Origin of the sequence: Empedobacter sp. UBA2044 (assembly GCF_002333005.1) — a bacterium.
GTDB lineage: Bacteria > Bacteroidota > Bacteroidia > Flavobacteriales > Weeksellaceae > Empedobacter > Empedobacter falsenii_B.
In genome coordinates, this window is the sequence record NZ_DDBA01000015.1 from 1 (window position 1) to 18,322 (window position 18,322).

16 protein-coding genes and 1 pseudogene are annotated in these 18,322 nt (G+C 31.4%); 10 read left to right on the forward strand and 7 right to left on the reverse strand.

The window, feature by feature from the left end:
• Positions 1-60: 60 nt before the first annotated feature.
• From B4E59_RS01495 to B4E59_RS01505, 3 genes are read right to left on the reverse strand one after another with little or no spacing between them, the layout of a single operon-like run.
• The gene (locus tag B4E59_RS01495) at positions 61-768 is read right to left on the reverse strand and encodes a hypothetical protein (protein ID WP_125350289.1); all 708 of its coding nucleotides are present in this window, start codon (positions 766-768) and stop codon (positions 61-63) included.
• Between the two features lie 60 nt (positions 769-828).
• Entirely contained in the window at positions 829-1,551 is a 723-nt protein-coding gene (locus tag B4E59_RS01500; RefSeq protein WP_038336843.1) for a tRNA threonylcarbamoyladenosine dehydratase, read from the reverse strand.
• 15 nt (positions 1,552-1,566) lie between these two features.
• Positions 1,567-2,223 (reverse strand): TatD family hydrolase, encoded by a 657-nt coding sequence (locus B4E59_RS01505; RefSeq protein WP_221854622.1) that lies wholly within the window; start codon positions 2,221-2,223, stop codon positions 1,567-1,569.
• A gap of 73 nt (positions 2,224-2,296) precedes the next feature.
• On the opposite strand from B4E59_RS01505, the gene B4E59_RS01510 reads away from it, so the two are divergent.
• Positions 2,297-3,700, forward strand: coding sequence for a multidrug transporter subunit MdtD (locus B4E59_RS01510; RefSeq protein WP_291050900.1), 1,404 nt, complete (start codon positions 2,297-2,299; stop codon positions 3,698-3,700).
• Positions 3,701-3,762: 62 nt separating this feature from the next.
• Here the strand turns inward: B4E59_RS01510 and B4E59_RS01515 are convergent, their stop codons facing one another.
• A complete protein-coding gene (locus B4E59_RS01515) occupies positions 3,763-4,803 on the reverse strand; it encodes an asparaginase (RefSeq protein WP_180905964.1) in 1,041 nt (346 codons plus the stop codon).
• A gap of 125 nt (positions 4,804-4,928) precedes the next feature.
• Between B4E59_RS01515 and B4E59_RS01520 the strand changes: the two genes are divergently transcribed.
• The 6 genes and pseudogenes from B4E59_RS01520 to B4E59_RS01545 all read left to right on the forward strand — a co-directional run bounded on the left by B4E59_RS01520 (position 4,929) and on the right by B4E59_RS01545 (position 10,182).
• Positions 4,929-5,765, forward strand: coding sequence for a hypothetical protein (locus tag B4E59_RS01520; RefSeq protein WP_219034955.1), 837 nt, complete (start codon positions 4,929-4,931; stop codon positions 5,763-5,765).
• Positions 5,766-5,828: 63 nt separating this feature from the next.
• The gene (gene lysM, locus B4E59_RS01525) at positions 5,829-6,284 is read left to right on the forward strand and encodes a peptidoglycan-binding protein LysM (protein WP_219034954.1); all 456 of its coding nucleotides are present in this window, start codon (positions 5,829-5,831) and stop codon (positions 6,282-6,284) included.
• A 149-nt stretch (positions 6,285-6,433) separates the two neighbouring features.
• Positions 6,434-7,276, forward strand: coding sequence for an OmpA/MotB family protein (locus B4E59_RS01530; protein WP_181816279.1), 843 nt, complete (start codon positions 6,434-6,436; stop codon positions 7,274-7,276).
• Positions 7,277-7,368: 92 nt separating this feature from the next.
• Positions 7,369-8,665, forward strand: a pseudogene (locus B4E59_RS01535) (cation:proton antiporter).
• Between the two features lie 139 nt (positions 8,666-8,804).
• On the forward strand, positions 8,805-9,326 hold the full coding sequence (locus B4E59_RS01540) for a hypothetical protein (protein WP_291050902.1): 522 nt from the start codon (positions 8,805-8,807) through the stop codon (positions 9,324-9,326).
• Positions 9,301-10,182, forward strand: a complete 882-nt coding sequence (locus tag B4E59_RS01545) for an AAA family ATPase (protein WP_291050905.1) — start codon at positions 9,301-9,303, stop codon at positions 10,180-10,182. The genes B4E59_RS01540 and B4E59_RS01545 overlap by 26 nt, the downstream gene beginning before the upstream one ends.
• Before the next feature lie 37 nt (positions 10,183-10,219).
• Here the strand turns inward: B4E59_RS01545 and B4E59_RS01550 are convergent, their stop codons facing one another.
• From B4E59_RS01550 to dnaN, 3 genes are read right to left on the reverse strand one after another with little or no spacing between them, the layout of a single operon-like run.
• Positions 10,220-10,654 carry an META domain-containing protein gene (locus tag B4E59_RS01550; RefSeq protein WP_219034952.1) on the reverse strand — a complete coding sequence of 145 codons (435 nt, stop codon included), beginning with the start codon at positions 10,652-10,654 and terminating at the stop codon, positions 10,220-10,222.
• 13 nt (positions 10,655-10,667) lie between these two features.
• Positions 10,668-13,097, reverse strand: a complete 2,430-nt coding sequence (pheT, locus tag B4E59_RS01555; protein WP_291050907.1) for a phenylalanine--tRNA ligase subunit beta — start codon at positions 13,095-13,097, stop codon at positions 10,668-10,670.
• A 36-nt stretch (positions 13,098-13,133) separates the two neighbouring features.
• On the reverse strand, positions 13,134-14,252 hold the full coding sequence (dnaN, locus tag B4E59_RS01560) for a DNA polymerase III subunit beta (protein ID WP_038337242.1): 1,119 nt from the start codon (positions 14,250-14,252) through the stop codon (positions 13,134-13,136).
• A 268-nt stretch (positions 14,253-14,520) separates the two neighbouring features.
• On the opposite strand from dnaN, the gene B4E59_RS01565 reads away from it, so the two are divergent.
• From B4E59_RS01565 to B4E59_RS01575, 3 genes are all read left to right on the forward strand, one after another.
• Positions 14,521-14,799: a GNAT family N-acetyltransferase gene (locus tag B4E59_RS01565; protein WP_125350239.1), complete on the forward strand. Its 279-nt coding sequence runs from the start codon at positions 14,521-14,523 to the stop codon at positions 14,797-14,799.
• A 6-nt stretch (positions 14,800-14,805) separates the two neighbouring features.
• Positions 14,806-15,432 carry a carbonic anhydrase gene (locus B4E59_RS01570; RefSeq protein WP_219034949.1) on the forward strand — a complete coding sequence of 209 codons (627 nt, stop codon included), beginning with the start codon at positions 14,806-14,808 and terminating at the stop codon, positions 15,430-15,432.
• Between the two features lie 63 nt (positions 15,433-15,495).
• Positions 15,496-18,321, forward strand: coding sequence for an AsmA family protein (locus B4E59_RS01575; RefSeq protein ID WP_219034948.1), 2,826 nt, complete (start codon positions 15,496-15,498; stop codon positions 18,319-18,321).
• Position 18,322 lies beyond the last annotated feature (1 nt).

Consider the following 18,322-nt stretch of genomic DNA (forward strand, 5'->3'; position numbering starts at 1 on the left):
TAACTTTTTGGGGGCAGTGTACTCGAAGTGGATTTTATATTTCTCGTAAAAATAATTTTCTTAAAACTCAGCAAAAAAAGCTTCTACTTTTTCTACGCCGTTTGCGTCTAAGGCTTCAACCAATTCTTTTTTGATTTCTGTTAATTCTTTCTTTTTCGCTTTTTTCAAAACTGGTTTTGCAGTTTCCAAAAAGTTTTCGATTTGTTCTAAACCACGAGAACTTAAGAATTTTTCGTCTGTTTTTTTCAATTTAGCGTAAACTTGTACCAACATTCTACATTGTTCCAAAGCCAAAACGTATTCTTTTACAGTTTCTAACGTAATCATATAATGCAACATCAATTGTACTGAAGGCATATTACGTTGATGACCAAATTTCGTGTATTTTTCTAATGCAATTCCAAAAGATTCTTTACTACGTTCGATATTTTTATTTAAAGCTGCAGAAATGACAACATTAAACCAATCGTCTGAATTATCAGAGTTTTGAGCGATATCGAAAAATGCATTATCCGCATTCTCAAAATCTTGTAAACTATAATATGATAAAGCAATTAATTTCTTAGCATCGTACAATTGTTTTGGGTCTTTCGCATCCAATAAACCTTCACAAATTTTGATACACATCTCGAAATTGCTGTTTCCAAATAAATCTCTCGCAGTGTTCAACAACGAATTAGTCGCATTCTGTTCCAACGCTTGCTCGTACATAAATTGACGTGCTCTCAAAACATCCTCGTATGTGATATAATCGTAATTGATTTTCATTTTTTTCGTCTCTTTGTTAATTCGCAACTAAATTAATTAAATCTTTAAGAAAGTACTTAATTATTTATCTTTTTTTAATAAATGTCGAATCACCGTTTCTGCCGCATGCAACCCGAATAAACCAGGCATCCACGAATTAGTTCCGTAAAACGATTTTTTATAATTTTTTCCATCCGTTAATTTAACCGAAGATTCATCAGGAACTTCTGTCGAAAAAACAGCTTTTACACCTTTATTAATTCCTTCTTTTTTTAATCGTTTTCTAACATTTTTTGCCAAAGGACAAACATCTGTTTTACTAATATCACGCACTTGTACTTTGCTTGCCAAATATTTTCCTCCAGCGCCCATATTGCTGATTACTTTAATTTTTTTGCGTTTTGCAGCTAAAATCAAATTAATTTTTGGTGTAACAGAATCGATGCAATCTAACACATAATCAAAATCTGGTGTGACGATTTCGTGTGTACGTTCTGGACTCAAAAATTCGTTGATACGCGTTAATTCTAATTCAGGATTAATGTCCATTAAACGATCGCCAACGATGTCTACTTTGTTCATTCCAACAGTTGAGTGTAAAGCGGGTAATTGTCGATTAATATTTGTAATATCAACAGTATCACCATCAACAATTGTCATTTTTCCAACTCCTGCGCGTGCGATAAATTCTGCGGCAAAAGAGCCAACTCCACCTAAACCAACAACTAAAATGTTCGAATTTTTTAGGATTTCTAAACCTTCTTCTTTGAATAATAATTCAGCTCTTTCTTGCCAAACTGCCATTGAAATGTATTTTAATTATGATTGAACTTCGTAACCGAAAACTGCTTTCCAATTTTTCGCTTGTTGAAGTTGTAATTCCTCGATTGTAATTTTTCTCAAATCCGCTGCAAAAGTATAAATTTCTTCAATAGAAATTTCGCTTGCATCATTCTCCAAAAAGAATTGATTCGCAGAAAGATTTGCAAATATAATTTGTAAGTTTTTGTTTGATAGAAGATTTTTACCAAAAGATGCAAAACAATTTTGCGCAATAATTTGATTGAGTAACTGTTCATTCTTATTGAAACCATGAAAAATAAACGGAATCGTCAATTTCATTTGTTTTCGAATCTGTAAAATTTCTTGATAAGCACGAACCGAATGTATAATGACTGGAAGTTGATATTGCATCGCAATTTCTAACTGTTTTTTAAAAACGTTGATTTGTAATTCAAAATCTGTTTCGCACAATTTATCTAATCCAATTTCACCGATTGCTAAACAGTTTTTATTCGAAATAGTTTGATTAATAATTTCGATTTCTTCCTTTATTGATGAGGTTTTGATGTAAGCTGGATGAATCCCAATTGAAAATAATTTAGCTTCATTATTCAACTCATTTGGAAACTGATTATACAGTTCCAAAACATCTGTTTGATCGGATAAATGATGTGTATGCGCGTTGAGAAACATAGTTCAAATTTAATCTTTTTCAATGATTTTTCGAAATGTTAAAATAGGAATAGAATTTGCTATAGGAATTTGAATGAATTCAGATCATATTTTAAGTCCAAAAATGTTGAAGTTTTTGCCATGGCTTGGTGCGATGGCAATTTTTATGCAAGCTTTGGACGCTACAATTTTAAATACATCTTTACCTACAATTGCAAAAGAATTAGGAAAATCGCCTTTAGAAATTCAGTCGATTATTGTTGCGTATACGTTAACAATCGCTTTGTTAATTCCTTTGAGTGGTTGGCTTTCGGATAAATACGGAACGAAAAAAGTTTTTCAATCTGCTATACTGATTTTTACACTTGGATCCACACTTTGCGCATTTGCCACAACTTTACCTTTTTTAGTCATTTCACGCGTTATACAAGCGATTGGAGGATCGATGATGGTTCCTGTTGTACGTTTAGCAATTTTATATGCTTATCCAAAAAGTGAATTATTAAAAGTAATTAATTTTATCACCATACCAGGGTTAATAGGACCACTTTTAGGACCAACAATTGGAGGTATTTTGGTTGAAACTTTATCATGGCATTGGATTTTCATCGTGAATATTCCATTCGGAATTATTGCACTTTGGATGACAACTATTGCGATCCCCGATTTTAAACATCCAGTTTTTAAATTTGATATCAGAGGTTTGATTCTTTTTAGTGGAGGAGTTACTGTCTTAACATTGATTATGGAATTGACATCTTCTCGTGTGATTGGCCTGCAAACTGTATTGGCATTGACTGTAGTTTCTGCCTTTTTGATTGGTTTGTATATTTATCATGCAAAACATAAACAACATCCTTTAATCGATTTGAATTTGTTTAACATTAGAACTTTGCGAATTGGTATTATAGGAAATCTTATTACACGATTAGGAATTGGAGGAATACCTTTTCTTATTCCGCTTTTATTGCAAGTTGGTTATGGATATTCGGCTACTGTAGCGGGATTAATTATGATTCCATCTGCAACAAGTAACATTATTGCAAAATCGTTTGTTGTGCCAATTGTGAATAAATTTGGTTATCGAAATATGTTGATTTCCAATACAATAACTTTAGGATTAATCATTTGTATGTTTTTCTTTTTAGAATCGAAATCACCAATTTATTATATCATTCCGTTAATGGTTTTGAATGGATTTTTTAGTTCAATTCAATTTACGGCGATGAATACCTTGTCTTTAGCAGATTTGGACGAAAATACATCCAGCGAAGGGAATAGTTTATTATCGGTTACACAACAATTATCACTAACATTTGGAATTTCTGTAGCTGCATTAATTTTAGGTGTTTTTAGACAAGCAGGATTTGTAAATGGAGTGGAAGTACAAGCTTTTCGTTATTCATTTTTGACGATGGGCGTGATGACAATTTTATCAACTTACATCTTTTTCAAATTAAGAGAATCTGATGGCGCTTCAATGTCGGGGAAGAAATAAAATTTAGAACATAAAAAAATCTCTACCAAGTAGAGATTTTTTTCGTTTTATATTATTTTGATTTAATCATTGTAAAAATGATGGCGAAGTTCACCTTTCAAGTTTGCTTCGTATTGCGTTTTGAATTCTTCTTTCGAAAGGTTTTGACCTAATAAATAAATGGCTTTGGTAATTGCAGCTTCCATTGTCAAATCATAACTCGAAATTGCGCCCATATTTAGTAACGCATCACTTGTAGCATAACGTCCAAGTTCTACCATTCCGCCAGCACATTGCGTGTTGATGATAAGATGAACTCCTTTATTCGTTACTTCTTCCAGCAATTCAATAAACCAACTATCGGTAAAAATATTTCCTGTTCCGAAAGCCTCAATAATAAAAGCTTTCATGTTCGGAGCGTTTAAAACACTTTCGATAAAAGAACGATTCATTCCAGGGAAAATCTTCAAGACACCAACATCAGCATTTAGATTTTTGTTGATCGAAAGTTTATCCGTAACAACATTTTTTAACAATAAATCTTCTTTCACTTCCAGATGAACACCGGAAACTCCAATTACTGGATAATTCGGCGACTCGAAAGCATCAAAGTTTTCTGCATTAATCTTAGTTGTTCTATTCGCACGAAACAATTTATATTCAAAATACACACAAACTTCCTTGATAATTGGTTTGTCATTTTTACGTAACGAAGCCAATTGAATCGAAGTAATTAAGTTTTCTTTCGCATCTGTGCGCAAATCTCCAATTGGTAATTGCGAACCAGTGAAAATGACAGGTTTCTCGAGGTTATCAATCATAAAACTCATTGCAGAAGCTGTATACGCCATTGTATCTGTTCCGTGCAAAACAACAAAACCATCATAGTTTTCGTAGTTTTGTTGAATGGTTTCGGCAATTTCTATCCAATATTTAGGTTTCATATCAGACGAATCTATAGGCGTATCGAAACTATGATAATCGAAAGAACAATCTAACAGACCCAATTCCGGAATTTGTTTCAACAAATTATCAAAATTGAAAGGTTTCAAGGATTGGTCACCATAATCTTTCGCCATTCCAATTGTTCCTCCTGTGTAAATTAATAAAATTTTTGTTTGCATGCGGTTTGATTAATTTCTGGTTAAAATTAACCATTATAAAAAATCTGTACAACATCTTTTCTTAAACTCCGATATTTTGTAAATTGGATAAATAATTGTGAACATAAATTTAAACTATCAACTTGATGAAACTATTACTTTTAGCCATTACAACTTTGTTAACATCAGCTTATGTTAATGCACAATCTGATGAAGGATTGTTTGAAGTTGAGTACGAAATGAACGGACAAGAACTGAAATCTTTTGCTTTTTCTACGGATAATTGTGCGCAGAATTTGATTGTGAAATCGTGGGAAAATTGGGTAACGAACAAAGAAGGTTCTTCTGCTTTTTTGAAAAGACATGAAGCGAGTAATATCAAGTTCAAAAATTCGCAAGATGTGTATAAATCTGTGATTAGTTTGGTTGATGAAGAAAATGGAAAAACGACTGTGATTAATACATTAACGGATCAAAATGGAATGACATTTAATAGTAATTCGGCAGAGTTTGATAAAATTTATGCTCAATTGCAAGATTTAGCAACAAAAACGAAGCAAGGTTGTGTACGAAATGAGTTGAGGTTAGCGAACGAAAATATGATTCGATTGACAAAAGAAAACGCTGATGCACAATTGAAAAAAGGAAACTCGATCAAATCATATCTAAAAGATAATAACACCTTATTGAAATTAGAAAGTAAAAAGCAAGCTTTGGGCGATAAGTTAGATTTGGTGGTGAATCAATTGGAAAGAGAATCGAATGATAAAGTAACTGATGGTTTGATGAAGAAAAAGATAAAAACAGAAAATTCTTTGCGATCGATAGAAGATCAAGTAGTAACATTGAGCGGAAAAATACAAATTGCCGAAGAGAACGATAAAGTTTTGGATGCAAAAATTAATCAATTAACAAGTCAAATTCAACAACAACTCTCGATTACCGAAAATTTAAAAAAGAAATATTCATCAATTGCACGATAATTGTTAGAGAAATTATATATTTACTAAATATCAACAAATAAATATTATTAAAATCAACTCGTTATGGGATTATTTTCATTTATCAAAAATGCCGGAGAGAAAGTCTTCGGAGGTGCAGAAACACCAGAAGAAAAAGCAGGTAAAGTACAAGAACAAGTTGCAAAGCAAGGATTTGATTTGTCAGGAGTAACTTTTTCTACTGATGGAGATAAAATTGTAGTAGCTGGACAAGCGTTGGACATCAACGAGAAACAAAAAATTTTAGCAACAGCAGGTAACATTGATGGAGTGGAAGGAGTAGAAGATCAATTAACATTGAAAACACCTTTGAGAATTGAGATTCCAGATTTATCTAAGACAATGTATACTGTAAAAAGTGGAGATTCTTTATCTAAAATTGCAAAAGAAGTTTATGGAGATCCAATGCAGTATCCAAAAATTTTCGAAGCAAACAAACCAATGTTAAAACACGAAGATAAGATTTATCCAGGTCAGGTTTTATATATTCCTCAGGATTAATACAATAGAAATAAAATATTAAGGTTAAAACTCCTACAACCAAATGATTGTAGGAGTTTTATATTTTTACAGCATGGTTTTTGCAGAATATATACTCGCAATAAAAAATAATAACATATATTCGTATAACTGAAATAAAAAAAATAATTATGAAAGTTTCAATTTTGCCAGTAGCGGTTATCGCTGCTTCAACTTTATTTAGTTGTGTTAGTCAGAAAAAGTATGATGAATTACAAAATAAATTCAATTCTGCTTATTCTGAGAACCAAGGATGTCAAACAGAATTGGCTGTAGCGAAAGCTAAATTAGCTAATTTTGAATCTAACCAAGGTCAGTATGAAAACACAGTTCAGAGTGAAAGAAATCAAATTAAACAATTACAAGAACAATTGAAAAATTGTATTAATGGTGGTTCTAAAAACGTTTCTGAATTAGTGAACGAAATCAATCAGTCTAACAAATACATCAAACATTTGATCGATGCGAAAAGCAAATCGGATAGTTTGAATATGGTTTTAACAAACAACTTAACGCGTTCTTTATCTAGCAATGAAGCAAAAGATGTTGATGTTAAAGTATTAAAAGGTGTTGTTTACATCTCGTTAGCTGATAACATGTTGTACAAATCTGGTAGCTACGAAATTTCACCTGCTGCAGGAGAAACTTTAAGTAAAATTGCGAAAATCATCAACGATTATAAAGATTACGATGTATTGATTGAAGGTAACACAGATAATGTGCCAATTTCTAAACCAAACATCCGTAACAACTGGGATTTATCTGCTTTACGTGCATCTTCTGTTGTACAAGCATTACAAAACCAATACGGTGTTGATGGTAAACGTTTAACAGCTGGTGGACGTGGAGAATATAACCCATTAACTACAAATGCTACTGCGGAAGGAAAATCTAAAAACCGTCGTACACAAATTATTATCTTACCTAAGTTAGATCAATTTATGGATTTAATTGGGCAAGCTCCAAAAAACTAATTTTGATAAAAAAATCAAATTAATATAGAAAGAGCCACTTTATAGTGGCTCTTTTTTTGTAACTTTTTCCAAATTTTAATCAATCAATACCAATGGAACTATATTATTCTTTTTCGGTTCTAATTGTTCTTGCTGCATTATTTTCTTATGCAAACCTTCGATTCCTAAAATTACCTGGAACAATTGGAATTATGATTATCGCCATGTTAGTATCTATCGCTATCCGTTTATTGGGAGATAGCTATTTTCCTGATGCTACAAAAGACATGTTTCAACTCTTTAATAGTTTACTTCAATGAAATATTGATGGGCGCAATGCTTAATTTTCTGCTTTTTGCAGGCGCAATGCACGTTAATATTCTCGATTTGAAAAACTTGAGATGGACAATTGCTACTTATGCTACAATATCAGTAGTATTATCAGCATTTATTATATCAGTAATTTTATATTACATTGCGCCATATTTTGGTATTCAAATTCCGTATATCTATTGTTTATTGTTCGGAACATTAATTTCACCAACTGATCCAATCGTTGTATTAGGAATTTTGAAACAAGCAAAAGTTCCTAAAATTATTGAGACAAAAATTACAGGAGAGTCATTATTTAATGATGGTGTAGCTGTTGTAATGTTCGCAGTAGTTTTACAAATAGCAACTAATCCAAGCTTTGATGCTGACTTTGCAAGTGTTTCAAAATTATTCTTGATGGAAGCTGGAGGTGGAATTTTACTTGGGTTATTATTAGGATTTACAGCATCTAGATCCATGAAAAAAATTGATGATTATAAAGTTTCAGCTTTAATTACATTGTCGATTGTAATGGGAGGATTTTTGATTGCAAAAGAACTTCATGTTTCGAGCCCTTTAGCAATGGTTATAGCAGGTTTAATCATCGGAAATTATGGAAAGAAATTCGCAATGAGCAAAACAACTCAAGATTATTTAAACAAATTTTGGGAGCTTATTGATGAGATAATGAACGCTATTTTATTCCTTTTTATAGGTTTCGAATTGTTGTTAATAGAAGATTTAATGGATCAAATTCTATTAGGAATTGTCACAATTTTTATCGTCTTATTATCTCGAACATTATCAATTGTGATTCCAGCTCGTACTATTTTAAGAAAAAATACATTCTCCAAAGGTTCGCTTATCGTTTTAGTTTGGGGAGGGATTCGTGGTGGAGTTTCAATTGCATTAGTTCTTTCGATGCCAAATTCGGAATGGAAAGATTTGTTATTAGAGATTACATACATCGTTGTTTTATTTTCAATTGTTATTCAAGGTTTAACCGTTGGTAAAGTAGCACATCGTGTTTTAAAAGACGAATCTGATGAAGTAAATAAAGAAGAAATCGAAGATTATCTTAATTCATCTAAATTGTAAATAATTATAAAAGATACAATTAAAAGGAACAAGCGCATCTATAGATGCGCTTGCTCCTTTAACAGAAGTTTAGAACTTAAAATGGTTTTGTTCACGAATTAATCTTTATTTTTAATAGAAATTAGAACAAGCCAACAGAATGAAATTAAAAGATTTATCTAATCAACTCGAAATATCTTTAGGAAGTTTACAGAATTTTATCAATGATTTTAATATTGATTTGAGTTTTTGTATTGACGAAAATTTTAATGTAACACAACAATTTATAACATTTTCGGAAGAGAATAAAGACTTCTTAAAAAAATATGCAGAAGATTATTCCAAAGAAAAAACAATAGAAGAAATCGCTAAAACAATTGGTGCAAAAGAAGAAGAAGTGCTTCATTTTTTTGTGACAAATGGAATTCCTGCTGAGGTTGCAAAGCAGATGAAAACGGGAGTGTCAAGTTATTTGATTCATTCTTACATTGGTGGAAAATATCCGTTTATAGAAAAAGCATTTCCGCAATGCGAAGATTTTTCTGGTAAAAGTTTAGTCGGTTATACCGATTTGTATTTTTATATGACTGATATGTTAGATCCATTTATCAGCAAAGATCAAGGAGAAAGTTGGGGAATCTCAAAAACCTGCTGGCTTGATTTTGTATGGACCTCCAGGTAGTGGGAAAATATATTGGGCAAAGAAAATAGCGGATATGATTGGTTACGAATTTGTACATATTTTCAATGATTATTTAGTTGGGAATTTTGATAACAAAAAGAATAAATTCTCCGATTTTCTTTCAAAAAAGATGAATCAACCTAAAACATTATTGTTTATTGATTCGTTCGACGAAATATTACATTCTACTTCTGTAAATACCATTTATCCCGAAATGGTCGATTTGTTTTATTCCGTTCTTAGACATATTCAGAAAAATGATACGAAAGAACTTTTGATTGTTGGAGCTGTTGAATCTTTAGCAAATTTGAATGATGAAATCGTTGCACCTGGTCGTTTTGATTTACATATTCCGATTTTTCCTCCAACTTTTGACGAGCGTAAACAATTACTTTTACACCACTTGACTGCGAACTTGGCGCAAGATTCTCCTTTATTATCAATTTTGAAAAATCAAAATGCGTTGAACAAAGACTTCTGGACGCCTTATGCGGCTGAAATGAAACTTTTCTCAAATACAATGATGATTGATTTTACACAATCGCTTAAAAAACGTTTATATGCATTATACAGAAAAGATGAAACGAAAAATATTGTGATGACAGAAAAGGTATTGTTTTCGGCATTTCAAGAAGCGAAATCGAAATTAACGTCTGATTATCTAAAACATTGTGCAATTTTTTTGACTGAAGCCAAACAAAATGTCGGACAAGATTTTCCGCATCGTCTGATCGAATTAAATGCTGATTTAGAGTTTTATTTATCATCAAAAGAAATTCCGATTACTAAAATTGGTTTCAAGCAAAGTGATGATACTGTTGAGATAAAATCGGTAGAAGAAAATAAAGAAACATAAAAAAAGCTCCTTGTAAGGAGCTTTTTTATTATAAAAACTAAATTGTTTTGAATTTTAATAATAAAATATTGCTTTTGTAAAGATGTAATTCTTTTCCTGAAACTTCGTAACGATTTACACTTTTCAACATCGATAAAAATGCTTTTTCTTCTTGCAAATTAGGACAAGCCATTTTAGTTTCAGAAAAATTAACAAAGCTTGTAACGCCGCTAACTTTTGTAAAAGAAGCATTGAAATTGTTGCAACCTGCAAATCCACTTACAGTCGAATTAGCTTCGTCAATAACCAACATCACGTCTTTATCGTACAAACCTTTTACTACGTTGTTATCGTTGATCAAATACCAATTTTGATTTGAAATCGAAACTTCCGCTTTAGGTTTAATTTTAGCAGTACTTGCGCTTGTAGAACAAGAAGTTGCTATAAAACTCATCAAAATAGTTGCTGAAAATAAAGTTACAATCTTTTTCATTTTTCGGAATATTTTATCTCAACTCAGCGTTGAATTTTTCTTGATACAATTTGATTAATTTATTCATTAAACCATCAATTTCTTGATCGCTTAATGTTTTATTTTCGTCTTGAATCATAAAACTTAAAGCATACGATTTTTTACCAGCTGGCAATTTATCTCCTTCGTAAACGTCGAATAAATTAACGGCTTTCAACAAATTCGTTTTGACTTCTTTTGTCGCTTTGTACAATTCTTCATATTTCACAGAAGAATCAAGCAATAAAGCTAAATCTCTACGAGAACCTGGGAATTTAGAGATTTCTTTGTATTTCAAATCGTGTTTGTTTGCTAAAGCAACCATTGCATCCCAATTTAATTGAGCAAAGAAAACATCTTGATTAACGCCTAATTTTTTTGCTAATTTTTTGCTGATGATTCCAAGTTTTCCTAATGATTTTTGACCAGAAACAAATTCAATTCCATCTAAGAAATTATCATCTTTTGCAGGTAACTCATCTGTAATTTGAATATCTAATCGAACAAAAATTTGTTTAATCAAACCTTTCAAATCAGCAAATGAAGCTTTACGTAAATTTCCTGTCCACGATTCGCTATTAAAGTTTCCTGAAAGAACGATTCCTAAACATTTATTTTCTTCGTAAATACCATCAATTTTGCGATAAACTTTCCCAAATTCAAATAATTTAACATCCGAATTACGACGGTTGATATTGAACGCAACATTTTCTAATAAACCATTCAATAAAATGCGACGCATTACAGCTAAATCAGCAGAAAGCGGATTTAACATTGCAACACTTTCACCTTCTGGATAAAAGAAAATTTCTTCGTATTCTCTTTTCGTTAACGAGTTATTCATCGCTTCATTGAATCCGAAAGAAATCAATTGACGCGCAATAAAATCTTCGATTTTATCTGGACTAACTTTTTGATTTGGAACATAAGAAAACGAGAATTTTGAAGGAATTTCGATATTATCGTATCCATAAATCCTCAAAATATCTTCAATCAAATCTACATCACGTTGTACATCTACACGATAAGCTGGAACTTCTAAATCTAAAATTCCATCATTTTCTGACAAAATTTTAATTTCTAAATTTTCTAAAATCGATTTGATTTTATGTTCTGGAATTTCAACTCCTAATAATTCAACCACTTTATGTAAACGTAATTTTACATTAAAGTTTTGAATAGGATTTGCATAAATATCATCAATATTAGATGCAATTTCAGCACCAGCAATTTCAACTAACATCATCGCAGCTTTCTTCAACGCGTCGATAGTTATGTTAGGATCAATTCCACGTTCAAAGCGGAAAGAAGCATCCGTATTTAATGCATGTGCTTTCGCTCCTTTACGAATTGTTACTGGCTCGAAATATGCTGATTCTAAGAAAATAGTTGTCGTTGCATCCGAAACTCCAGAATCTTTTCCTCCGAAAACTCCAGCAATACACATTGGATTATTCTCGTTGCAAATCATCAATTCATGTCCTTTTAATGTACGTTCAACGCCATCTAAAGTTGTGAATTTTGTTCCTTCTGCTAATTTCTGAACGATTACTTTATTTCCTTCAATTTTAGCTGCATCAAAAGCATGTAAAGGTTGTCCTAAATCGTGTAAAATGTAATTGGTAATATCAACCACATTATTAATTGGCGATAATCCTATAACTTTTAAACGATTTTTTAACCAATCTGGCGACTCAGCAACTTTTACATTTTTTAAGTAAACACCTGCATAACGAGGCGCTGCTTCTGTATCTTTAACCTCGATAGAAATAGGATTTTTTCCGAAATCTGTCGTAGGATAATTTGATACATCATATGTTTTGAATGTTGACGCGATATCACGAGTTTTAAGGGCCGCATGTAAATCACGCGCTACACCAAAATGTGACATTGCATCCGCACGATTTGGCGTTAAACCAATTTCGATTTCGTGGTCAACTTCATCATTTTTTCCGAATAGGTCGAACGTAGAAGTTCCAGGTTTTAAATCTTCTGGTAAAACTAAAATACCAGAATGATCTGTACCAATTCCTAATTCTACTTCAGAACAAATCATTCCGAAAGATTCTTCACCACGAATTTTTGCCTTCTTGATTTTAAATTCACCATCTGGTGAAGGTAAAACCGTTCCGACAGTTGCAACAGGAACATTTTGACCTTCTGCAACATTAGGAGCTCCACAAACAATTTGCGTTTCTTTTCCGTCTCCTAAATCTATTTTAGTAACTCTTAATTTATCTGCGTTTGGATGTGGCACAGCTGATAAAACTTTACCAACTAATACGGTTTCCAAATAATTTTTAGCTCCACCTACTTGTTCTACACCTTCAACTTCTAGACCCGTACTTGTAAGTGTTGAAGACACTTCATCAAGTGTGATATCTGTATCAATGTAGGTTTTTAGCCAATTGTATGAAATTTTCATTGTATTGTATAAATGAATTTTATGTATTCTTTTTGATTATGCGTTTAACATAACTGGCATAACTAGCATTAAGATTTCTTCGCCATCTTCTAGTCCATCAACTGGTTTGATGATTCCTGCACGATTCGGTTCAGACATTTCTAATGTTATTTCTTCTGATTGTAAATTGTTCAACATTTCGATTAAGAAACGAGAATTGAAACCGATTTGTAAATCAGTTCCGTTGTAATCACAAGGAAGTCTTTCTTCTGCTTTGTTTGCAAAATCGATATCTTCAGCAGAAATTGTCAATGAATTTCCAACTAATTTTAATCGAACTTGGTTTGTTGTTTTGTTAGAGAAAATTGCCACACGTTTCAAAGATGTCAAGAATAAGTTTCTGTTAATCGTTAATACATTTGGATTTTCTTTTGGAATTACCGCTTCATAATTAGGATATTTACCATCAATCAAACGACAAGTTAACACGATGTTTTGGAATGAAAAACGTGTATTTGTATTGTTATATTCGATTGTTACATCGTCATTATTTCCTCCTAAAATATTTTTCAATAAGTTAAGTGGTTTTTTCGGCATAATATATTCAGCAGCTTGTAAATTGTCTAAGCCATTGCGAGTATATTTTACCAAACGATGCGCATCTGTAGCAACAAAACGGAAAATATCTGCATTTGCTTGGAAGAAGACTCCTGTCATAATTGGACGTAATTCGTCGTTTCCTGTCGCAAAAATAGTTTTGATAATTGCTTCTGATAAAATGCTTGCACTAAGTGTTGTAGAGCTTGCGTCTTCGATATCTGGCGTTTGAGGATATTCGTTTGCGTCTTCGAATGCTAACTGATAATTTCCTTGTTCTGAAACAATTTCCAACGTATTTCCTTCTTTTTGGATAAAAGTAAGCGGTTGCGCAGGGAAAGTTTTCAACGTGTCAGTTAAGATTTTTGATGGAATTGCAATTTTTCCATTATCATTAGACTCAACTTCTAAAGTTGTTGAAATTGTTGTTTCTAAATCAGAACCAGTGATAGTTAATTGGCTACCATCCAATTCGAATAAAAAATTATCAAGGATTGGTAAAGTATTATTAGAGTTAATAACCCCTCCGATTAAGTTAACATTTTTTAATAACGTGTTGCTCGATACAATAAATTTCATATGAAGAATATTTCCTTAAAATATCTAACAAATGTAATAAATAATCAAGTAAAAAACTCAAACCTATACATTAAATATTATATAGAATGGCTTGTTGTTGATTATCAAATAGAAAGATGATTGTAAATTGATTGTTATTATTTGTTTAAATTTTCTTTGAATTAAAAACTTTTCACCCGTAAATTTGTCTTGTATATCGAGACTTTTAACAAATCTTTTTGACCAAATCTCATCCAAAAAGATTAATTTGAATTTAAAATACTATTCTATGAAAATTGAATTGAATTTAGAAGGAAAAAATGGAGTTTTTATACTTCTTGATGAGAATAATAAAGAAGTTGGTGAATTAACTTTTATGCTGAAAGAAAAACAAATGTTGATTAATCATACAGGTGTTAATCCCGAATTGAGAGGACAAGGTTTGGCCGAAAAATTAGTGTTAGAAGCTGTAGATTACGCAAGAAAAAATCAGTTGAAAATCATTCCATTTTGTAGTTATGTGAGCGTTTATGTTGGTAAACATCCAGAAGTACAAGATGTAATTTAGAAAATTATGAATTTAGAAAAAGTTTTTGAACACAACCAAGAGTGGGTAAATAAACGTTTAGGACAAGACGAGCAATATTTTGATAAGCTTTCGGCTGGTCAAAATCCAGAAGTGCTTTACATTGGTTGTTCGGATAGTCGTGTGACGGCAGAAGAGTTGTTGGGAGCGGAGCCAGGTGAGGTTTTTGTACACCGCAATATTGCTAATATGGTAATTAGTTTGGATATGAATACCACTTCTGTTTTAGACTATGCGGTAGAACACCTAAAAGTGAAACATATTATAGTTTGTGGACATTATAATTGTGGAGGGATTAAATCTGCAATGATTCCGAAAGATTTAGGAATGATGAATCCTTGGTTGCGTAATATTCGAGATGTTTATCGTTTACATTCAGAAGAATTAAATGCAATCGAAAACGAAGGAATGCGCTATAATCGTTTGGTAGAGTTAAATGTACAAGAACAATGTGTAAATGTGGTAAAAAATCCTTTCGTGCAACGTGCTATGGAAAATGGATTGGAAGTACACGGTTGGGTGTTCGATTTGTTTACTGGGAAATTAATTGATTTGAATTTAAACTTCGATAAAATCTTAGAAAATATCAAAGAAATCTACGATATCAACGAATAAATTTAACATTTTGTTATATCTGGTATAATAATTGTTCTTAAGACTGTTAACCAAACTATATCAATGATTAAAAACCGTTGGATAAAAAAAATAGGTATCGCTTTAATTTCTATTATTGCGGTACTTTTTATTTTAAGTTTTTACATCTCCTATTTTCTGAATGATCGACTTCCAAAAATCATTGCAGAAAAAAACGATACGGCTTATAATCTGACTTACGAAGATTTGAGCTTTTCTATTTTTAATTCGTCTTTATCACTAAAAAATGTTGAAGTTTCTCCAAAAGATTCTTTGTTGATAAAGGATTCGATTGATGCAACAGGAAAAGTGAAAGAAATAAATGTTGTCGGTATCAATTTTATAAAATTAATTACCAAAAAAGAAGTTACAGCATATTCAATCAACATCAATAATCCCTCTGTAAATTATTATCTTAAAGAGAAAAAAGATTCGGTCAAAAAAGATACAGCGCAATCCAAAGTTGGTCAAAGTATTGATGTTTCCAATGTAAATATAAACAACGGCGAATTCAATTTGTATTCTCAATCAGGGAAAAAACATATTGCAAATGTTTCTAATTTTTCGATTGATTTTGACGGTGTTCGTTTCAATGAGCGAACAGCGGACAAAAAAATTCCGTTCAGATATTCTGCTTTTGATATTAAATTAGATTCGATGTTTTTTGTGGTTAAAGATCAACAATTGATTAGAGCACGAAAAGTTCGTTTTAATGAAACTGATTTTGAGTTGGATAATTTCTTGATGAAACCACTTAAAATGAACGGAAAAATGTACGTTCAAAACGATTCTGAAAATGATTTATTAGATATTGAATCGCCACTTCTTTCGCTTTCTAAGATGGATTGGGGATTTACTTCAGAAGATAAATTATATTTTAAAACAGATTTAATTAAATTCAAAAAGCCAAAAATTACCATTATTTCTGCTAAACCAGAGAATAAAGTTGAGAAAGAATCAATCAAAAAAGTAAGCATAAAAACGGAAGATGCGGAGTTAATTAATATCAAAAAGTTGCAAATAGAAAACGGTAAAATTCGTTCACTCTACTCGAATGCAAAAACGGTAAAATATGCAATAAATAATGTGGCGTTAAATATCGAAGGAATAAAAATGAATGCGTTGACACGCACAAATGATATTCCGATTGATTATAAAACTTTTCGTATTAAGTTGGATTCGATGTATTATCGATTGAATGAAATGCATACCTTAACAGCATCTAATTTTGATTTAACTGAAAAGAAATTGATTCTGAAAAATTTCAAAATGAAACCATTAATTTCAAAAAATCAATTTAATCAAAATTATACTAAATCAAATACATTATTAGATGTCGAAGCGCCAATTTTGACGTTGAATAATAACAGTTGGGGAATAAAAAATGGTGATTTTTATTTTCATACAAACTCAATCAAATTGGATGAGGTAAATGTGAAAATCATCGATCAAAAGAATGAAAAAGTTATTGCGAAGAAAGTTGAAAAAGTAACAGAAAAGTTCTTGATTAATTTTAACCTTGGAATTGATACAATTCAAATCAAGCAATCACGTTTTATTGCTTTACAAAAATTTGATTTCAATAATGTTAATTTGACGGTTTTAGGATTGAAAAATGATTATGGGAAAGAACTTCGAATCAATCAGGTTATTTTCAAAAATCCAAAATTTACGATTTATGGACAGCCCAGACGAGTGGCGCAACGAGAAGGAAAAACGTCAAAAGAATTTAACGATGTTATAAAAGTCGATAAAATTTCGTTGGTAAATGGACATTTAGATGTGATTCCTTATCAACAAAAAACGCCGAATTTAACATTGAAGCAAATTCAGTTAGCGTTTAATCAAATTAATGTTGATCCAAAAACAATTCAAGAAGCGATTCCTTTTTCGTATAAATCTGTATTACTGAAATCTTCGGGAATCGATTTTGATTTAGGAAAAATATATAAGATGACTACTGGAGCTTTGCAGTTTCAGAATGGAAATTTGACGTTAAATCAATTAAAATTGACACCAAAACTTACTCGAAAAGCATATACTGCATCTTTGCAAAAACAAGCTGATTTGTATACTGTTTCTGTGAAACAATTGCAAGGAAACGGTATACAATGGGGAATTTCGCCTTCAAAAGATTTTTTCTTGAAAGCGAATCAAATAAAATTGAACCAGCTTTATGCAAATATTTATAGAAGTTTGGTTCCACCTGATGACACAAAACGTAAAACAATGTTTTCACAAAAATTACGTGAAATGAAATTCGATTTAGGGGTGAAACAGTTGCAATTGGTCAACTCTAAATTAGAATATGAAGAGGAAACGGCTAAAAGTATTGGAACAGGAAAATTGACGTTTTCGTCGATAAATGCAAGGGTTAAAAATGTCAATTCGGGTTATCGTAAAATATCTTTACCAAACGTTGATGTTGATTGGCATTCAGAATTTATGAATGGAGATTTGCGTGCAAATTGGACATTTAATCCAATGAATCGTTCAGAGAAATTTAATATCAATGGTTCAATTTCAAAACTTCCTGCAAAAAATCTCGATCCTTTTGTGAAACCATATCTTAAGGTTTCTGTTGATGGATTTTTCAATCAAATAAAATTTAATTTTGATGGAAATGATAAAGTTGCTGGAGGAAATTTTGGAATAGATTATCAAAATTTGAAAGTGAATGTTTTGCGTGATGATGGTTCGAAAAGGAAATTATTATCAGCAGTTGGAAATGCAGCGGTAAAGAATGATTCTCGTGGAAAAATGAAAGAAGAAAAAGTAGAAAATATCGAACGAAAACAGGATAAATCATTTTTTAATTTCTTTTTAGCTTGTATCTTAGACGGTCTTAAAAAAGCACTTTTAATTATTTAAG